The sequence below is a fragment of the Fibrobacter sp. UWH1 genome (genome assembly GCF_002210365.1).
In the GTDB taxonomy this organism is placed as follows: Bacteria; Fibrobacterota; Fibrobacteria; order Fibrobacterales; family Fibrobacteraceae; genus Fibrobacter.
Genome location: NZ_MWQG01000023.1, coordinates 1 through 18,420, shown reverse-complemented (window position 1 = coordinate 18,420; position 18,420 = coordinate 1). Strand labels below are relative to the sequence as shown.

Sequence of the window (18,420 nt, the reverse complement as noted above, 5' to 3'; positions counted from 1 at the left end):
CTTAGTTTACTGAGCAAAAAACGCCATTTTTCTCAAATAAAATAGGGGGAACCCTATGAACAAGGTCCCCCGTAAATTTGTTTTTACCGCTAGTAGCCGGCTTCGTCAGCGTCAGCAGCACCTGCAGCAGCACCAGCACCGGTAGTCGTCGGAACCGGAGAAAGCTTCTTCTTCAATTCAGCAAGTTCAGCCATCAGCTTTTCTCTTTCAGCCTTAGCTTCCTTGATGATATCGCGGTAAGTAGCAATCTGTTCTTCCGGAGTCATGACTTCGGACTTGGAAATCTGTTCGATACGAGCCTTGGTCTTGAAGTAGGCAGGATCAGAGAACAGAGTAGACGGGTCAAACTTTTCGATCTTGGTGTTGAGAGCTTCGTCGTTTTCGTCGAGGCTCTTGAGCAATTCGAACAGCTTGGCAGTCCACTGGTTGTCGATACCATAGTGGGCAGAGGCCTTAATACCGGTAGCGCACTGGGGCTTAGCAAGATCCTTAGCACCTTCAGAACGGGTATTCAGTTCTTCACGGTATGCTTCGAGGTCTTCATGCACAGCTTCAACAGCGTCTTCCTTAGCCATACCTTCGTATTCCACGTATTCCTTCACGATGGAGGCGGAGTCCGGGAGCGGAGAGTTAGCAAAGGCATCGGCAACTTCAACGAAGACTGCGCAACCCTGGTAGTACATTTCGATATAGCCTTCTTCAGCTTCGATCACGTCCTGGTTGTAGAAGCCCTGGTCGCGAGCGAGGTCGATGTTCTTCTGGAAGATGGGACGTGCCTGTTCGTAGTAGCTGGGCAGCTGCTGAACAATACCGATACGTTCTGCAAAGCGTTCGTCTTCCTTCTTGCCGTTCAGTTCCTGTTCACGGATCTTAGCAGCCATGGTGACGAAGAGCATACCCATACGGTTGGTAGCACGGAAGGTCCAGCGTTCAGATGCGTAGGTTGCAGACTTGGAGTAGTGACCCATAGCCTTCTGGAGGATGTCCACCAGCTGCTTGATGATCTTAGCCTTTTCCTTATCCTTACCCTTCAGGACGATGGGTTCCATCTTCTTGTATTCATGTTCACCGAGGTAGTAGGCAGCTTCAGCAGGAACACCCGGATCAGCGTTCTTGATCTGAAGACCGAACTTATCGTAGTTCTTCAAAGTTGCATCGTAATCAGCAATGGCCTTGTCTTCTTCCTTCAGTTCCATGTAAGCACGAGCGGCACCGATGTAAGCAGCAATCAGCTTTTCCTTGTCTTCGGTGTACAGCTTGATGAAGGTGTGGTATTCCTTAGCAGCCAGATCCCACTTCTTTGCGTTAGCATAAGCCATGGGGATAGAGAATGCTGCATCCAGAGCGTAGGAGCTCTTCGGGTAATCACGGACCAGGTCCTTGTTACAACGGATAGCTTCATCAACCATCTTGGCTTCGTCATAGCTCAAGCATGCGCTATAGAGGTAACCCGGAGTACGTTCATCCTTCGGATAACGCTTGTAGGCGATTTCGTAGGTGACAGCAGCGGACTTCTTATCAGCGATGGAGTCATAGACCTGAGCAGCAGAACCGATAGCCATGAATGCCATGGAATCCTGCGGGAAGTTGTTGGTGATGAACAAATAGGTCTGAGCGGCATTACGGTACATCTGATCGTAGTACTTCTTGTCGTTCTTCTTAGTTGCAGCTTCCTTCTTGTAAGCGTCACCAGCACGGACAATGCCCTTAATGGTGAGCGGAGAAGAAGCATACTGCTTGGGCAGCATCATGAAGGTTTCAGAAGCCTTGGTGAACTGCTTTGCGGATTCATATGCAACTGCAGCTTCGAACACAGCCTTATCAGCAATGTCGATGAGCGGGTAGCGCTTCACGAGAGCCAGGTAAGCCTGAGCACCCTTTTCGAACTGACCCTGCTTTACACTCTGTTCAGCCATCTGGAAGAGAACGTAAGCGATAGCCTTTTCGATTTCCTTGGCCATGGAGTCATTTCTGGTTTCCTTGACCTTGGTGTACTGAACAAAGAGCCATTCGAATTCCTTCAGAGCGTCATCCAGCTGGCTGGATTCCAGGAGGGACTGAGCCAACATACGGCTGATGAGCAAGATGTACTGATGGTTGGGGAACTTCTGCTTCAGATCGCGGAGCACCACAACTGCAGTCTTGAACTGCTTTGCATCATAATGAACGATAGATGCGTTGTAAGCGAGTTCTGCGGCTTCCTTGTACTGACCGAACTTAGCCATGTACTTATCCACCTGAGCGAAGTAAGCCTTGGTTTCTTCGGACTTGTAAGCCTTGACAGCGTCATCGCCATACTTGTTCTTCTTGGCAGTTTCGCGAGACTGATCCATCATGAGCACGGCGTTATAGGCTGCTTCTTCCTTCTTCAGGAGAGCTTCAGAACCCATGGGACGACGGCCATAACGGGTAGTATCAGTGTCAACGATCCAGTTGAACATCTTAGCAGCGTTAGCATACTGAGCCATTTCCTGGTAAACGAGGGCCAAGTTGATGTGGACCTTGTATTCATCCCAGGTCGGTTCCTTCTTGTAGCGAGCCAAGAATGCTTCGTAAGCCTTGATAGCTTCTGCATACTGCTTCTTACCGGCTTCCAAGTCACCTTCCTTAGTGAGCTTAGCAGCGCGAGCGTGGTGGTACTGCGGAATGTCGAGCATAGCGCCACGGATTGCAGTTTCAGCGTTCTTCACAGATTCCGGATACTTCTGGTTCTTCTTGTACCAGGAAGAGTTACGGTCATAACGCTTCACGACAGTGTAACGATGCTTCTGAGCTTCTTCAAACTTCTGCTGGATGATCAAGATTTCGATCATAGCGATGTCAGCCAGAGGAGCGTCGATATAGTCGGGGTTGATGCTCATCAAGCGCTTGAAGGACTGGACAGCTTCTTCGTTACGGTCATGGTCCTTATTCTTCATACCGATACGGTAGTAGACGGAATCCTTGAACGGAACCTTCTTGTCCTTCAAGAAAGCTTCAGCTTCCTGGACACCACCACCTTCCAAGTCAGAGAAGGAAGCTGCCATGAAGTCCATAGCTTCTGCGCGCAAGTCAGCAGGGTATTTACCCTTGTCAGCGCCAATGATGTATTCAAAGTACTTGATAGCTGCAGTTTCGTATTCTGCAGTGTTATAGTAAGATTCTGCCAAGTGGTACATGGCAAGTGCGGCTTCCTTACCGGTCAGGTTGTCGAAGCCAGTCACCTTCTTATAAGCATTGATAGCGTCACGGAACTTACGGTTCATGAAGTGGTATTCCGCAATACGGAGCCAAGCCTTCGGAACGAGACCGTTATCCGGGAACTTTTCAACAAGACGCATACGAAGCTTGTAAGCCTTGTCGTCTTCGCCAGAAGCTTCCTGCACTGCAGCAGCCTGGTAAATCACGGTCGGGGTCTTGCTTTCGTTGGGATACTTGTCGATGTATTCCAGGAAGTAACCCAAGGACTTCTGGTGGTCGGCCTTGGGGAGCTGATCGATGTTAGCGCACTTAGCCGGCTTGTTATCGCGGTCTGCGCACCATGCAACATCTTCTTCATACTGGGCATTTTTGTCCAGGAAGAGCTTTTCTTCCAACTGGAACTGGTAATGACCCAACTGCTGGAGAGCAGAAGCGCAACGGGCATTCTGCTTACCCTTACAGTTATTAACCTGTTTTTCCCACTGAGCGATAGCCTGACGCATACCGTCTTCATCAAGGCCACCAGAACGGCAAGCCTGAGCTGCCTGGTTCTTAATAACCTTATAGGAACTTGCACACTGTTCGTAGCCAGAGTTGCCCTTACCAATGGACTTACACTTGGCCATCATCTTTTTTGCTTCGGCGGTCTTTTCCTTACAAGGATCAGATGCTGCAATGGAATTTCCAGCAAGGGAGCAAATAATTGCTGAAACAAGCAAAAGTTTTTTCATCGTTCTCTTATCCACCTATGATATCATCATAGAAAAGGGAAGAACCCGGATTACTCCAGGTCCTCCAGTTCATCAAGTTCCTGCTGAGCTTCCTGAGATACACCAGCACCCTGACCCATCTTGGTCTTAACGGTTGCCAAAGTAAAGCCAGCATCATCAAGAATACGCTTACGGTTGGATTCGAAGCGGTCACTCTGGATTGCTCTCTGGTTGAATGCAGCGTAGTCTTCGATAGCTGCATTAGCCTTATCAAAGCTGGGCTTGAGAGCTTCACGCTTGCTTTCCACACGGGGAGTGGGCAGCTGGCGAGCGAGGTCAAGAGCCTTAACCTGCACAGAGTCGAAATCATCCTGCATAGCTTCGTATGCCTGGCGAGCGCTATCACGGGCAGCCACAGAAACAACCGGCTGTTCAGTGCGCTTTTCAGCCTGTTCGAGAGCCTTGACAGCACCGTTGTAGTCCTTCTTCATGAAGTGGCAGTAACCAATCACGAGGTAGGCTTCAGAAACCAGGAAGGATTCCGGGAGGTTGCTGACGATCCACTGAGCGGGCTTCATAGCTTCATTCGGCTTGTTAACCTTGAGGAAGGACCATGCAATGCCGAGCATAGCTTCATCGTACACCGGAGAACCGGGCTGGACCTGACCATACATCTGAGCAGCAGCACCGATGTCAGCCTTTTCGCCAGAGAAGAACAAGTGGCCGAGCTTCACACGAGCAGCATCCTGCAGGTCGCGTTCAGACTGGTTGGAAACGGGCTGTTCGGTAATGTCGCGGAAGCAGTTTTCAGCTTCGTCGAACTTGCCGAGACGGCTGTATGCGATACCCATGGTATAGCGAGCATAGAAGTAGTTGGCGTTACCCGGAAGAATTGCAGCGAGCAGGTCGACAGATTCCTGATAGAGACCCTGTTCGAACTTGATCTGGCCTGCAACGTAGTCAGCGTCAGCCTTAACGTCGCTTTCACCGAACTTTTGAGCAATTGCCTGATACTTAGCCATAGCGTCAGTGTACTTGCCTTCCTTATAGTCGATGTTCATCAACTGGAAGTGGTACTTGGCGCGTTGGTCACTCTGCGGATAGCGCTTGATAGCGTCTTCGTACACAGACTTTGCAGCCTTGTGCATACGGAGGTTTTCAAAGGACTTTGCCTTGTAGAAAGCAGCCTGGTCAACAAGGTGGAATGCGGGGTACTTGGTCTGAACCTTACCGAAAGCATAAGCTGCTTCGAGGAACTGACGGTTCAAGTAGAGACGCATTGCTGCACGGTAGTCGTTTTCAGGTTCGATCTTCAAGCGGCGATAACGTTCTTCACCAATCTTTTCTTCGCGGGTGTCACCGAAGCGAGAAGTAATCTTCACGGCCCAGATGAAACCACGATTTTTCTTGGCATAGAGGTCATCGTGAGACATTTCCAGATCCAAAGCCAGGTAACGGAAGATGCTAACATCCTTAACGTTAACGGTGGCACCTGCAACCGGGTAGCCTTCCTTAGTAAAGCGGAGGCGGACACCGAGATGAGAGGACAGGTAATAAGTCAAGGTGAAGCTCATTTCCGGGTTCACACCGTCACCACCTTCGGTATCGGAGTGGAACACGTCGATGAGGGAAATTTCAGCCTTTGCTTCGAGAGAGCGGTTGAGACCGCGGTAGAAGAAGGAAAGGTTCAGGTTGCTGGGGATGTTGTAGGCATCATCGCGATCGCCACCGAAGAAACCCGGAGCGACGAAGCTGCCACCATCTTCTTCCATGCTGATGCCCGGCTGAGCCAGGTTCTGCAGGGCCACACCTACCAAGAGGTAGCCATACTTAGAAGAAGCAAGGGGATTCCAGCTAACACCCACGTCAGCACCGACGGTCAAGTGCTTGACATCGTCGAACTGGTTGATGTAAAGAACGGAAACGTCGATACCCAGAGCAACACACTGCATCAGGTTGTAAGCATAGCCGAGCAACCAGGAGTATTCACCATAGGACTTACCGCCATCAATGGAAGCACCGTTTTCGAAGAAAGACAGGCCCAAAGTGTGCTTGTAATCCATGGGGAAGGTCAAGCTGACGTATTCCTGAGAAGCTTCACCACTGATGGAGCTGAAGAAAGCTGCGCTGAATTCCAGCTGTTCAGTTTCTGCAATTCCTGCCGGGTTGACGTACATGGCGGTATTGCCACCGAATTCTGCAAACCAGTCATTCTGCTGATACTTATGCGGAGAATAAGTGGCTTCTGCAAACAGAGAAGTGCTGGCTACTGTGAGTCCGAGGACTGCGGTTTTAATAAAACTAGAACGCATCACTTACTCCTTTACTTAATATCCGTGCGGATGAACTCGATACGACGGTTCTGAGCACGACCTTCCGGTGTCTTGTTGGATGCGACAGGCTTGGTGTCACCCATACCGTCGGTGACCATACGGCTTTCGTTAATACCCTTTTCTACAAGGAAGTTCTTAACGGCGGCAGCGCGATCTGCGGAAAGCTGCTTGTTCTTGTCTTTGTTACCAACGTTATCTGTATGACCGACGATTTCAAACGTTGCTTCGGTGAAGGTTTCCATAATGTCGACAACCTTCATCAGAGAGATGTAGGAATCCGGAGTAATCGTAGCCTTACCAGATTCGAAGTTAACACCTTCAAGGACGAACACCTTCTTAGGCGGCTGGGGAACTTCATCCGGGCAACCATCTTCGTCCTTGTAGCTGTTGAGAGTTTCAGCCTGTTCGGGGCAGAGGTCAACGCCCTTACAGACGTGAGCGAAGTTGGCCAGCATACCCTTAGCTTCTACCCACGGGTCGCAGAGACCGTCGCGGTCGTTATCTGCATCCGGGCAGCCATCGTCGTCCTGGAAGCCGTCGAAGTCTTCAGCTTCTTCGGGGCAGTTGTCGAGGCCGGTGCAGACAGAAGCATACTTGTCGGAGAAGCCTTCTTCGGAAACCCACGGATCGCAGAGGCCATCGCCATCGGTATCCGGATTACGAGTTTCTTCAACAGCTTCTTCTTCCTTCACCAGTTCGGCAGCAGTCAGACCGATGTCCAGCTTGCCCTTACCGCGCTTCAGCATCGGAGAGGTGGACTGGCAGTAGAAGTTCGGCTTGGAGAGCGAAGGATTCATGAACTTCGGATCCAAGGAAACGTTAGTGCGGTTCACCTTGATGAACTGGTTGAACGGATAGTAGTTCTTGTAGATGTTGTTGTATTCCACCTTGGTCTGGCCGGCAGCGGGGTCGGCGAACACACCGTAGTAGTGGTTTTCCATGAAGATGTTGTTGCGGGCAATCACGTTGGTCGGGCCCTTGAGAGCGAGACCGGAGTAGCCGTTACGGAGCACAACGTTCTGTTCGATATAAGCGTCGAGGGACTTAGCACCCCAGGCCAGAATGCCGGACCAGCGGTTGCCGTACACCACGTTATTACGAAGATGCGGGAGGGAAATGAAAGCACCGATACCGGTTGCCTTGTTATCCATCACGTAGCAGTGATGAATGTAGGGGGCTGCGTTTTCGCACAGAATACCTTCGAGGCCGTTCTTCACAGTGAAGTGAGACATTTCGGCGCCAGAAGTACCCATGACGGTCGGACCGCGACGGCCACCATCGATGATGGTAGTGAGCGGGTCCTCGCCCTTAAGCACAACGCCCATCACCAAGGTGATGTTTTCGTTGTAAGTACCGCGTTTGACGAGGATGGTATCCCCGGCATCTGCATTACCGAGTGCGTCTGCAATCTTCTGGTAGTCGCCAGGCACGTTGATATTCTTTGCCATGGCGGTTCCAGTCAAGAGCATAGCCCCGGCCGTGATCAAGACCAGTTTCTTTAGGGTCATACTGCTACGTTTCTCCAATCATAGAACACATAAAATTCATGCATCTATACTACCCCCAATGGGGCAAGTATAAAATTCAAATGGGAATATACCTTCAAAAACGCCATTAGTCAAACGATTTTCGCAAAAATGGGCAAAATTATCGTAAAAATATTGTGATAGTGGTCGCATTTGAAGTTTTCCCAGGTCAATCGTCGGCTTCCGGTTCGTCCTTTTCGCCGTCCTTCTTCGCCCCCTGGATGGAGACGCGAATCTCTTGGCAGGTTTTCTTTATGTCCTGCAACACTTTACGAGCTCTTGTACCAGCGGACTTATTGCCGCGCTGGAACTTCTCGTACTCGCGCTTAAAGTTCTCGACTTCCTGTTCAAGATCGTTCACTAAACTCATAAGCAAACTCCAAAAAAAAGATGCTGTAGGGAAAATAATTAAAGTTTTTTCTAAAAATTCGCCATTTTGTAAAATTAAGTTCACATTAACATAATATTACAATAAAACGAAACCCTTCAACAACTTATAAACCACGTACCAACGTCCACAAATGATCCAGGGCGGCCTGGCCGCGTTCCCCGACATTTTCGGAGAAGTCATTGACAAACATCCTGATGTGGGCTTCCATGACAGAATCGTCCTCGATCTGAGCCTTTTCGCTGATAAAATCGGTGATGAGCGTATCACGGGAGCGGGCCATTTGCAGACTCTTCCGGATTTCACTTTCAACCAGTTTAACGGTCTCGGGTCCGAGTTCCCTTCGCGCCAGCGCAATTCCCAGGGGGATCGGGGTTCCAGTTTCCTGTTCCCAGAAGGCACCAAGATCCTGCAACAGGAACAGACCGTCCCTTTTCCAGGTAAAACGATGTTCGTGGATGACAACGCCCTGAGGAGCCTCCTTGGAGCGCAAGGAACGATAGACTTGGTCGAATAGGGCGTATCGCAGGTCTGCGGGGATTTTCCGGGTTCGGGAACGCCAGAAACGGAACAGCAAGGCGGCCGTAGTGTCGCAACCGGGCAAGGTTACCGGCAGGGAATCGTCAAAGGACTCCCCCACTGCGGAAAGGAGCAGAGGTCCGCATCCATAGCCGATAGCGCCGCCACAGCCCAGGCAGACATAATCCTTTTCCACCTTGGGGTAAACCTGGGCGCTCACCTTGGCCACGTCCAGTTCGCCACGGCGGACCATTTCGTTCAGGGTCTGGACATCGGCAAAATGGACGTCCCAGTCAAAAGGGGAACCTTCAAGACCCTTTACCAGGGCTTCGTAAATGTAGGTGTCATTGGGGCAGGAAGAAATTCCGAGAGAAAGTCGCATAAGAGATGAGGGGTGAGAGACGAGATACAAGATATGAATTACTAATTAAACAGCTAGCGTTTCCATCCTGCGAACCCCCTTTAGCCGTTTCGCTTCAACCTTTTCGCTTTACGCTAAAATGGTTGCGCGCAGTTTTTCTAGGGCTTCCCTGGATTTCCACTGGCTCTTGTCACGGGATGTGGCAAAGTTGCTAACGGCGCGGATCTGGAAAGCGGGAATCTGGAATTTTTCGCAGACCGCGAAACAGGCGATGCCTTCCATGGACTCTACGTCGCAATCCAGTTTCTGGGAACGCAAAATGGAGGTACATTCCGTACCGGTGCAGCAATTTACGGTTGCGCCTCTGACAGATTTCAGGTTGGAAACAATGTTGCGGATGGATTCCGGAGCCTGTTTGGGAGAAGCGGCGTGACGAGCTTTCGCCCAGGAACTAAAGGAACCGTCCTGTTCCTCGCAGCCGTAATCGCCCTGCAAGTCTTCGTCGACACGGACCACGTCAAGAAGGTTCAGACAACGGTTCGGATATGCGCCACAAATACCGACGTTGACTACTGCAGAAACGGCAATATTAGTTTGTCTACACTCAAGGAGGATACTTGTCAGACCAACAGAAAAATCCAGGGCACCGACGTCAAGTACGCAGGCGTAGGCACCGCCGGGAAATTCATCGATAGGGATCAGCTTATTGACAGCGTCGGGATATTCTGCGGACGCCTTGGGGAAGACCGCCGAAAATTCCATAGCTGTCGCAAAGGCAAACAAGGGTACATTTTCAAAGGCGGGCTTTTCCATAATCACTCCAGTTTTTCTACGGCTTCGGCCAGGGACGCCTGAAGTTCCGACACACGTTCCAGTTTAAGATTCCAGGGACGATCCGTTTCGCAACGGGCTGCGGCGACTGCGGTGGCAAGAACCAGACTGTCTTCGAAAGACATGCCCTGGGTATCTGCGTACAGCCAACCGGCAAAGAAGGAATCACCTGCACCAACGCTGTTCTTGACCTGAATTGTAGGCGGCTGGATCTGGACTCCCTGGAACTTTCCTTCTAAAAGTCTGAAGGCTCGTACCGGAGATTCCTCATCCGTAACCACAAGGTTCTTGATCGGCAGACGTTCCAAAACCGCCGTGGCGGACATCTTCCAGAACTGGGGGCTGGACATGACCAGGGGAATTCCCATTCGTTCGCACAACTTGCAGTATTCCTGCATGTTGATCTTCAGCAGTTCCACGCCCTTGGCAAGCCAGGCATCGATGTCTTCTACGGCATCCACAAAAATTTTTTTGCCGGTAAAATCCAGGGAATTGATCTTATTGACATCAAAGCCCTTGGGGAACGTTCCACAAAGGGCCACACGCTGGGTGGAGTCCCAGTAGTCGTTCAGGTTCTGCAGGAAATCATCGTTCTCGGATTCGGTCAGAACGGGAGAGGGCTCAATCAGCTCCGTAGATTCACCAGCACTGACGATGGTGGTACAGATTCGGGTCGGTTCCTTGATCCACACCGGGGCCTGCTGAACACCGCAAGCGGAAAGTTCATCAAAGATGTGCGAACCGTTCTGGTCGCCAAGGAAATGCATCAGAAGAGCCGAACCGCCCAGCAGCTGCAGGACGCGACCACAGTTGATGCCCTTGCCCGAGGCGTATTCCTCTACCTTGGAAATACGATGTACCTCGCCAGGCGTAAACTTGTCCAGGAAGAACAAGCGCTGCCAGGCGGGATTCAAACCGAGGATGAGAATTTCTTGAGCCATACCCAAACCCTTAAAACACCCTTAGAAGTTCACCTTGTAGAACTTACGCTTACCCACCTGGATCACCATCTGGTCACCGCCCTTGATTTCAATCTGGGCCTGGGGGTCAGCAAGTTTTTCACCGCCAATCTTGACGCCACCGTTCTGGACCATGCGGCGGGCTTCACCCTTGGAGGCAAAGGCCTTGACTTCAACGAGGAGGTCGAGAGCGCCGTAGGAACCGGCAGCAACAGAGCATTCGGCAGCGTCGCTAGGAATGGCGTTACCGCTGTGGACTTCCTTTTCCTTGGCGGCGGCAGCGACCGCGGCTTCGGCGCCGTAGTACTGGGTGACGATGTCAATAGCCAGGCGATGCTTAGCTTCGTTGGGGTTCATCTTGCCGGAAGCCACGTCAGCCATCATCTGCTTGATTTCTTCCATGGGGATTTCGGTCAGCAGTTCGAACCAGTTTTCAACGATGCTGTCGGCCAGGCTGTAGATCTTGTGGTACATGACGTCGGGAGCTTCGTTGAGGCCCACGTAGTTACCGATGGACTTAGACATCTTGACCTTACCGTCGGTACCCAAAAGGATGGGCATGAAGAGACCGATCTGGGGTTCCATGCCTTCAAAAATCTGAAGGTCGCGACCGCGGAGCACGTTGAACTTCTGGTCGGTACCGCCAAGTTCCACGTCGGACTTGATAGCCACGGAATCGTAGCCCTGCATCATGGGGTACATGAATTCGTGAAGGCTAATGGGGGTATTTGCAGTATAGCGGTTGTGGAAGTCTTCGCGTTCCAGCATCTGGGCTACAGTGAACTGGCCCATGAGTTCGGTGACCTTGCTAAAGTCAAGCTTACTGAACCATTCACCGTTGTAGTGGATTTCCACCTGGTCGCGACGGACAACCTTGAAGAACTGTTCCTGGTATTCCTTGGCGTTTTCAAGAACCTGCTCGTGAGTGAGACGGGGACGGGCCTTGTTACGGCCGCTGGGGTCACCAATCTGTGCGGTGTAGTCACCGACGATAAGAACCACGGTATGGCCCAGGTCCTGGAACTGACGGAGCTTGCGCATCACAACGGTATGGCCGAAATGAACGTCCGGAGCAGTGGGGTCAACGCCCATCTTAATGCGGAGAGGAACGCCAGTTTCATAGGACTTCTGGAGTTTCTTTTCGAGTTCATCCTGCGGGACGATGTCGATTACGCCGCGCATCAAAATATCAAGCTGTTCTTTAACAGGACGGAATTGCATAATTTTCTCAGTGGTTAGTGGTTAGTGATTGGTGGTTAGGAAATGCTAGCCATCAATCAACTAAAGCCCATGGAAAAAGGGTGAATTTTCATTTTCTACGAGGAAAGATAGAAATTAGTAGGAAGTAGGTAGTAGGTAGTAGACAGGAGAAAGGTCCACGGAAGGCGCCTTACCAAAGATTAACAAAAGTTTACAAAAAAAACAACAATCTACTATTACTCTTTTTTATCTTTTACGTTGTTCAATTTTAGGAGGATTACCTTGAAAAAGAGTTTGTCTATACTCGCTCTTGCAGCTGCGTCCACTTTTGCGGCTTCTGCACCCCACACCCATGACGGATTCTTTTTGAGCCTGGCCATGGGTATGGGTTTCCAGAGCATTGATTTTGTCCTTGGTGATTATGATGACGAAACAACCAGTCAATCGGGGCTAGCAACAGACATTGATATAAAAATCGGTTTTTCCTTAACAAACAACCTCGCCCTTCACTTGACCCTTGCTGGCAACACCCCCACATCCACGATTTACGATCTTGAAGATTTTAACGAGGATGACGAATTCAAGGATTTTAAGACAAACCTTTCCATCCTCGGCATCGGTGCTACATACTATTTCCCGGGCAACTACTTAGCATCTGCGTCTATCGGCGTCGGACAGTTCCGCGTATGTGATGACATTCCCACATTCCAGGCCAATGTCCAGGGGAATCCAGACGATTACTCCCGCAGTGGCTTCGCTCTCCAGCTGGCCGGCGGCAAGGAATGGTGGATCAGCGAAAACTGGGGTATCGGCGCAACGGCCGCTATTCTGTACGGCAGAGAAACTAATCTTGGCGACGCAACTGAATCTTCCATCGGTATATCCGCAAGGCTTACCGCAACTTGGAACTAAAGTTTCTACGATAAAAAATTACAAGGACCTCCCCAAAGGAGGTCTTTTTATCGGGTAAATGCAGCTAGGTCGATGCCTAGCTGTTTTATTTTGTACGTAAGAATGCGGGGCGTGGTGGAGAGGCTGCGGGCGGCAGCGGCCATCTTGCCCTTGGAACTCTTGAGGGCATCGCAGATGATGTCGCGTTCGTAGGCTTCCACCATCAGCTTCAGGTTGCCGGACACCTGGGTGCCGGAAGTTTCTGCCGTCTGCAGCGTTGTGGGGAAATGGTGCGGGTAGATGACGTCTTCGTCGGTCACGAGGACCGCGCGCTCGATGGCATTTTCCAGCTCGCGGACGTTGCCGGGCCAGGGGTAGCTCATGAGCATGTTGATGGTGGTGCGGGCCAGACGGCGCACGTTCTTACCTACAATACGGCAGTAATGTTCCACAAAGTGGTCTGCCAGAAGAACAATATCCGTCTTGCGGTTATGCAGGGCGGGAACGTAAATGGGAGAAATGTGAAGCTGGTAATAAAGGTCTGAACGGAAAGTGCCGTCGGCCACCATCTGCTGGAGATTCTTGGTGGTAGCAGCAATAATGCGGACATCCACCTTCTTGGAAAAACGGGCTCCCACACGTTCCATTTCGCCGTCCTGCAGCAGGCGCAAGAGTTTCACCTGAAGGTTGGGAGAAAGCTCCGCCACTTCATCCAGAAAGAGAGTTCCACCATCAGCCTGCTCCACGCGGCCCGGAGTTTCCGTAAGCACGCCAACCAAGGCGCCACGCTCGCTTCCGAAAAGTTCACGGTCCAGCACAGACTCCGGCATGGAGGCGCAATGGACGCGGATGTAGGGATGAGTGTTGCGGTCGGAACGGTAATGGATAGCTTCGGCCACGAGGCCCTTGCCGGTACCCACCTCCCCCACGATCAAAACCGGAAGTGGGTTCTTGGAAACCTGGTCGATCTGGGCGTAGACACGCTGCATTTCACTGGAGCGGCCGATAATATTGTCGGGCTGGAAACGGTCCTTAAGCTCCATAGTCAAACGTTCATTTTCGGCCTTGAGGATTTCGTTTTCTTCGCGGGCCTGACGACGCAATTTAACAGCCGCGGCCAACATCTGGGCGATAATTTCCAGAAGGCGAAGTTTTTCGGGAAGCTGTTCTTCCACAGGATCCTGGACGTCGGCACTCAAGGCACCAATGACCTCATGTTCCATGATCACGGGAACGCAAAGGAAAGCACGGTTTTCATCCTTACCACGACCAGTACGGTCAAGGAAGTTGGGATCCTTACCCACAGAGGGAATGATGACCGGCTTACCAGTTTCCACCACGCGGCCAGTGACGCCTTCACCCACCTTATAGCGGCCCTTACGGGCCTGGCGGCTGGAAAGGCCTTCTGCAATTTCAATGGAGATTTCGCCGGTATGGCGATTATACAAAGTAAGGGTGGCATGCTGCACACCCATGGTAGACTCCAACACTTCAAGAATGGGATGAGCCACATTCTCGAAGTCCAGACTCTGGTTCAAAATGGAGCTGATCTTGTAGAGCAGCTCCAGTTCTTGAATTTTACTTTGTTGTAGTTTTTCCATCTAGTAGTTTTCGCTGGATCCTTCGCTTCGCTCAGGATGACATCACTGTCTACTTCCTACTAACCACTGTCTACTTACTTCAGGGCTTCCTGGACCAGGGCGCTAACGCGCTTGCCATCGAAACGGCCCTTCACCTTGGGCTGAAGTTCCTTCATGATCTTGCCCATATCCTTGGGAGAGGAAGCACCAGTTGCAGCCTTGATTTCGGCGATGAGAGCCTTCACTTCTTCTTCGGAAAGTTCGGCAGGCATATACTTCTTGTAGATGGCGATGACAGCTTCTTCAGCGGGAATCTTGTCTTCAAAGCCACCCTTCTTGAGGATTTCAATGGCTTCCTGCTTCTGCTTCACGCTCTTTGCCAGGGCATCGACGCACATTTCGTCGGTAATGCTTTCGGTAATCTGGGCGGGAGTAGCGCCGGCCTTCATGGCTTCATTCTTGATATCAGAATGAAGAGTGCGAAGAACGCTGAGAGTTTCGGAATCATGAGCCTTCATAGAGGCCTTGATATCATCAAGAATGCGAGTCAACAATTCACTTGCCATATTTTTCCCTTTGACTATAAACACCTAATGAGCCACCAACCACAGGTTAGCGACTCACAAAGTAGAAAGTTTCGCTTTTTAGGAATGCCCGGCTACGCGTAAGCTAGACATTCTCCGGCGTGACACTATCTGGACTGTACCCTAGACAGGGCGACCAGACTAGTAGAGACGCTTGCGGTTCTGGTCAGCGATTTCCTTCAGGCGCTTGCGACGAGCAGCAGTTTCGATGCGCTTCTTTTCTTCAGAAGGCTTTTCGAAGCGCTGACGCTTCTTGACATCGGAAATGATGCCGTTCTTTTCGCAAGACTTGGTGAAACGCTTGAGAGCGCGTTCGAAAGGTTCGTTGGACTTAACAATAACGCCGATCACGATAATCCTTTGGTTAAGTTTAAAATTCAAAATTGGATAGCCAAATATATTTATTCCCAATAGTTCCGTCAAGGGTAATAAAAAAAAGACCCTTTTTATTTTTTTATAACTTGCGGAATATCAAAGACTTATGTATATTTTAACCGAAAATCATATAGCTTATTTTTTTGATACATTCAATAAAATTCGGAGATTTTGATGAAATCCCTTTCCGTTTTTTCTGCGAAAATCGCAACGATAATTTCTCTTGCCGCGGCATGTTCGATGTTCGTTGCCTGCAACGAAGAGGAAGACCTCGTTCCCCAGATGGAACCCGCCAAGCCCGCCGCCCAGGCAGCACCCGCTCCCAAAGCAGCAACTCCTGCCCCGGCTCCCAAGCCCGCCCCCGTCGAAGAAGCTAAGAGCGCAGACGAACCGGTCCTGGTTCCCATCCAGTCCCTTTCCAACGACAACAAGGATGATGCTCCCGCAGCAGTTGCCGCCCCCGAAGGCAGCAACCAGCCCGGCAGCAAGGGCGACTTCGTAATTCAGGTCAGCATCCAGTCTTCCAAGAAGGCCGCTGACGGTATCGTAAAGAAACTGGCAGAACAGAATATCAAGGCCTACATCGCCGAAGTCGAAAATCCGGGCGAGCTGGAAGGCACATACTACCGCATCCGCGTCGGTTTCTTTGAAACCAGCAACGACGCCCAGGAATACGGTAAGCAAGTCCTGAAGGCATTGAATTTTGCATGGTGGGTCGACAAACGTAAGAACGACGAAGTCGGCAATCCCGCAGGCGATTACTCCAGTGATATGGAAGAAGACGACGAAGAAGAAGAGGAAGAAACTCCGGCTCCGGCACCCAAGCCCGCACCGGCTCCTGCTCCTACTCCGGCTCCCGCACCTGCCCCTGCACCGGCTCCGGCACCCGAGCCCGCACCGGCACCCGAGCCTGCTCCCGCTCCCGAAGCACCGGCCGCAGACGGTTTCGACGACTGGGACTAATTCAAAAAAGTCAGCTTTACAAGAAAGGCCCCGTTCTTCTGAACGGGACCTTTCTTTTATGTAGACAAGCAACAGCCTTAGTCAGCCATATTTTGCAACATACCGCACATTTCGTTGAAATCAGCTTCAGCTTCCACCAATCCTTCCGAAGCTAAGCCCATGTATTCGCTGTGTTCATCCACGGTCACTTGCGTGCCAGAGCAAGCCACCTTGTAGCTTCCATCCAACCAGTAGGATGCTTCTTCCTTAAAATTGGCGCATGCTTTGTCCGCCTCAGCCTGTGTGGCGTATCCATAAACAGAGTGGTATGTAACCACATCGTCACTTACCTGCGTGGCAACAGATGTATAGGACTCACCCATATAGGCTGCATCAACCTTAACGGTTGTGGATGTCGAAGACACCCTGCAATATGTTCCATTGCCTGCGCTAGAACCACTGTCTCCGCAAGCGGTCAGGAAAAGAGCGGAACATGCCAACAAGGCAAGAGCCTGTGCCTTAAATTCATATGTCCTCCAAATTAAATATGAGCGTTTTCAAATATACGTTTTTCAATTCCTATTTAATATCCGCCATCCCCGAAATCTATATTTGGTCCATGCCTACAAGAAAGCCTAAGATTTTCGTCGTTCATCTCGGTTGTTCCAAAAACCAGGTGGACGCAGAACGCCTCGTTGGAGAAATGCTGAACGTCGGTTTTGAAACCACGGAAACAGCCTCCAAGGCCGATTACATCCTGGTAAACACCTGCGGATTTATCGAAGCCGCCAAGGAAGAATCCATCAACGCCATCCTCGCCCAGGTAAAGGGCAAGAAAGCGAAGCAAAAGCTGATCGTGACGGGATGTCTCAGCAAGCGCTACGGCGATGAACTGGAAAAGGAAATCCCCGAAGTCGATTTCTGGGCAGGCACCTATCAGCCCGGCGAACTTCTGGCAAAGATGGGCATCGACCAGCCGGCAGGCTGCAATCCTGCCAAGCTTCCCCGCCTGAACCTGGGCGGACTCCCCCACCACGCCTACCTGAAGATTGCGGAAGGCTGCAACCGCCGCTGCGCCTACTGCGCCATTCCCAATATCCGCGGGCTGCAGAAATCCACCTCCGTTGCGGAACTGGTGAAGGAAGCCAAGGAACTGGAAGCCCAGGGCATCAAGGAACTGACCCTTATCGCCCAGGACACTACCTTCTTCGGTCGCGAAAAGAAGAAGGAAGGCGAAACCCTCACGGACCTGCTGAAGGCGCTGCTCGCCGAGACGAACATTCCCTGGATCCGTATGCTGTACTGGTACCCCGCCTTCATCGACGATGAACTGCTGGACCTGATGGCCAAGGAACCCCGCCTGGTCAAGTACATCGACATGCCTATCCAGCATAGCAGCGACCCCGTTCTGAAGAACATGCTGCGCAAGTACACCCGTCAGGAACTCCGTGACATCCTCCGCAAGATCCGCACCAAGCTCCCCGACGTCACCCTCCGTACCACCGTGCTGGTAGGCTTCCCCGGCGAAACCCACGAAGACTTCGAAGACCTGATGGACCTGCTCCAGGAAATCAAGTTCGAACATCTGGGCGGATTCGTGTTCAGCCCCGAAGAAGGCACTCCGGTCATGACCATGAAGAAGCTCGCCCCCGTGGACGAAAGCGACGCCCGCGCCCGCCTGGACGCCATCACCGACTTCCAGGAAGAACTGGCAGCACAGCGCGCCGAAGAAATGATCGGCAAGACCGTGACCGTCATCCTGGACGAAGAAGCCGAAGAAAGCGAATACCACTTCTACGGCCGCACCGAAGGCAACTCCCTGGACACCGACGACATCGTGAAGGTGCTGGAAGGCGACGGTGAAGTTGGAACGTTCCGCCAGGCATTGGTTGTCGATGCGGAACCCCACGAACTGATCGTAAAGTTGCTAGACTAGATTATTTTGGGGTGGTCCGCCGACCCCAAGCGCAAACAATAAAAAGAACACGCGGATTCTCATCGTCAAGTAAATCCGATCTAGGCTGAAAACAAAAAAAAATCC

15 protein-coding genes are annotated in these 18,420 nt (G+C 51.3%); 3 read left to right on the top strand and 12 right to left on the bottom strand.

Annotation, left to right across the window (positions count from 1 at the left end; genetic code table 11):
• Positions 1-89: 89 nt before the first annotated feature.
• From B7992_RS10910 to tyrS, 8 genes are all read right to left on the bottom strand, one after another.
• Positions 90-3,911 carry a tetratricopeptide repeat protein gene (locus tag B7992_RS10910; protein WP_249269421.1) on the bottom strand — a complete coding sequence of 1,274 codons (3,822 nt, stop codon included), beginning with the start codon at positions 3,909-3,911 and terminating at the stop codon, positions 90-92.
• Between the two features lie 50 nt (positions 3,912-3,961).
• Complete coding sequence (locus B7992_RS10905; RefSeq protein ID WP_249269422.1) at positions 3,962-6,202, bottom strand: tetratricopeptide repeat protein; 2,241 nt, start codon at positions 6,200-6,202, stop codon at positions 3,962-3,964.
• Positions 6,203-6,213: 11 nt separating this feature from the next.
• Positions 6,214-7,731, bottom strand: a complete 1,518-nt coding sequence (locus B7992_RS10900; RefSeq protein ID WP_249269423.1) for an OmpA family protein — start codon at positions 7,729-7,731, stop codon at positions 6,214-6,216.
• A 187-nt stretch (positions 7,732-7,918) separates the two neighbouring features.
• Positions 7,919-8,119, bottom strand: coding sequence for a hypothetical protein (locus B7992_RS10895; protein WP_073158531.1), 201 nt, complete (start codon positions 8,117-8,119; stop codon positions 7,919-7,921).
• A gap of 124 nt (positions 8,120-8,243) precedes the next feature.
• Positions 8,244-9,038 carry a 1,4-dihydroxy-6-naphthoate synthase gene (locus tag B7992_RS10890; RefSeq protein WP_073234352.1) on the bottom strand — a complete coding sequence of 265 codons (795 nt, stop codon included), beginning with the start codon at positions 9,036-9,038 and terminating at the stop codon, positions 8,244-8,246.
• 108 nt (positions 9,039-9,146) lie between these two features.
• Positions 9,147-9,830 carry a hypothetical protein gene (locus B7992_RS10885; protein WP_073234349.1) on the bottom strand — a complete coding sequence of 228 codons (684 nt, stop codon included), beginning with the start codon at positions 9,828-9,830 and terminating at the stop codon, positions 9,147-9,149.
• A gap of 2 nt (positions 9,831-9,832) precedes the next feature.
• Positions 9,833-10,789, bottom strand: coding sequence for a 1-phosphofructokinase family hexose kinase (locus B7992_RS10880; protein ID WP_073158526.1), 957 nt, complete (start codon positions 10,787-10,789; stop codon positions 9,833-9,835).
• Positions 10,790-10,810: 21 nt separating this feature from the next.
• Positions 10,811-12,028, bottom strand: a complete 1,218-nt coding sequence (gene tyrS / locus B7992_RS10875; RefSeq protein ID WP_073158523.1) for a tyrosine--tRNA ligase — start codon at positions 12,026-12,028, stop codon at positions 10,811-10,813.
• Between the two features lie 261 nt (positions 12,029-12,289).
• Between tyrS and B7992_RS10870 the strand changes: the two genes are divergently transcribed.
• Positions 12,290-12,919, top strand: a complete 630-nt coding sequence (locus B7992_RS10870; protein WP_176421922.1) for an outer membrane beta-barrel protein — start codon at positions 12,290-12,292, stop codon at positions 12,917-12,919.
• Positions 12,920-12,966: 47 nt separating this feature from the next.
• Here B7992_RS10870 and B7992_RS10865 read toward each other — a convergent pair whose 3' ends face one another.
• From B7992_RS10865 to rpsU, 3 genes are all read right to left on the bottom strand, one after another.
• The gene (locus B7992_RS10865; RefSeq protein ID WP_073158517.1) at positions 12,967-14,499 is read right to left on the bottom strand and encodes a sigma-54-dependent Fis family transcriptional regulator; all 1,533 of its coding nucleotides are present in this window, start codon (positions 14,497-14,499) and stop codon (positions 12,967-12,969) included.
• Positions 14,500-14,573: 74 nt separating this feature from the next.
• On the bottom strand, positions 14,574-15,044 hold the full coding sequence (locus tag B7992_RS10860; protein ID WP_073285030.1) for a GatB/YqeY domain-containing protein: 471 nt from the start codon (positions 15,042-15,044) through the stop codon (positions 14,574-14,576).
• 159 nt (positions 15,045-15,203) lie between these two features.
• Entirely contained in the window at positions 15,204-15,413 is a 210-nt protein-coding gene (rpsU, locus tag B7992_RS10855) for a 30S ribosomal protein S21 (protein WP_014546541.1), read from the bottom strand.
• A 198-nt stretch (positions 15,414-15,611) separates the two neighbouring features.
• On the opposite strand from rpsU, the gene B7992_RS10850 reads away from it, so the two are divergent.
• The gene (locus B7992_RS10850; RefSeq protein ID WP_254917687.1) at positions 15,612-16,400 is read left to right on the top strand and encodes an SPOR domain-containing protein; all 789 of its coding nucleotides are present in this window, start codon (positions 15,612-15,614) and stop codon (positions 16,398-16,400) included.
• A gap of 77 nt (positions 16,401-16,477) precedes the next feature.
• On the opposite strand, the gene B7992_RS10840 is transcribed toward B7992_RS10850, so the two are convergent.
• Positions 16,478-16,879, bottom strand: a complete 402-nt coding sequence (locus B7992_RS10840; RefSeq protein WP_141100448.1) for a hypothetical protein — start codon at positions 16,877-16,879, stop codon at positions 16,478-16,480.
• 119 nt (positions 16,880-16,998) lie between these two features.
• On the opposite strand from B7992_RS10840, the gene rimO reads away from it, so the two are divergent.
• Positions 16,999-18,315 carry a 30S ribosomal protein S12 methylthiotransferase RimO gene (gene rimO / locus B7992_RS10835; RefSeq protein ID WP_112132200.1) on the top strand — a complete coding sequence of 439 codons (1,317 nt, stop codon included), beginning with the start codon at positions 16,999-17,001 and terminating at the stop codon, positions 18,313-18,315.
• Positions 18,316-18,420 lie beyond the last annotated feature (105 nt).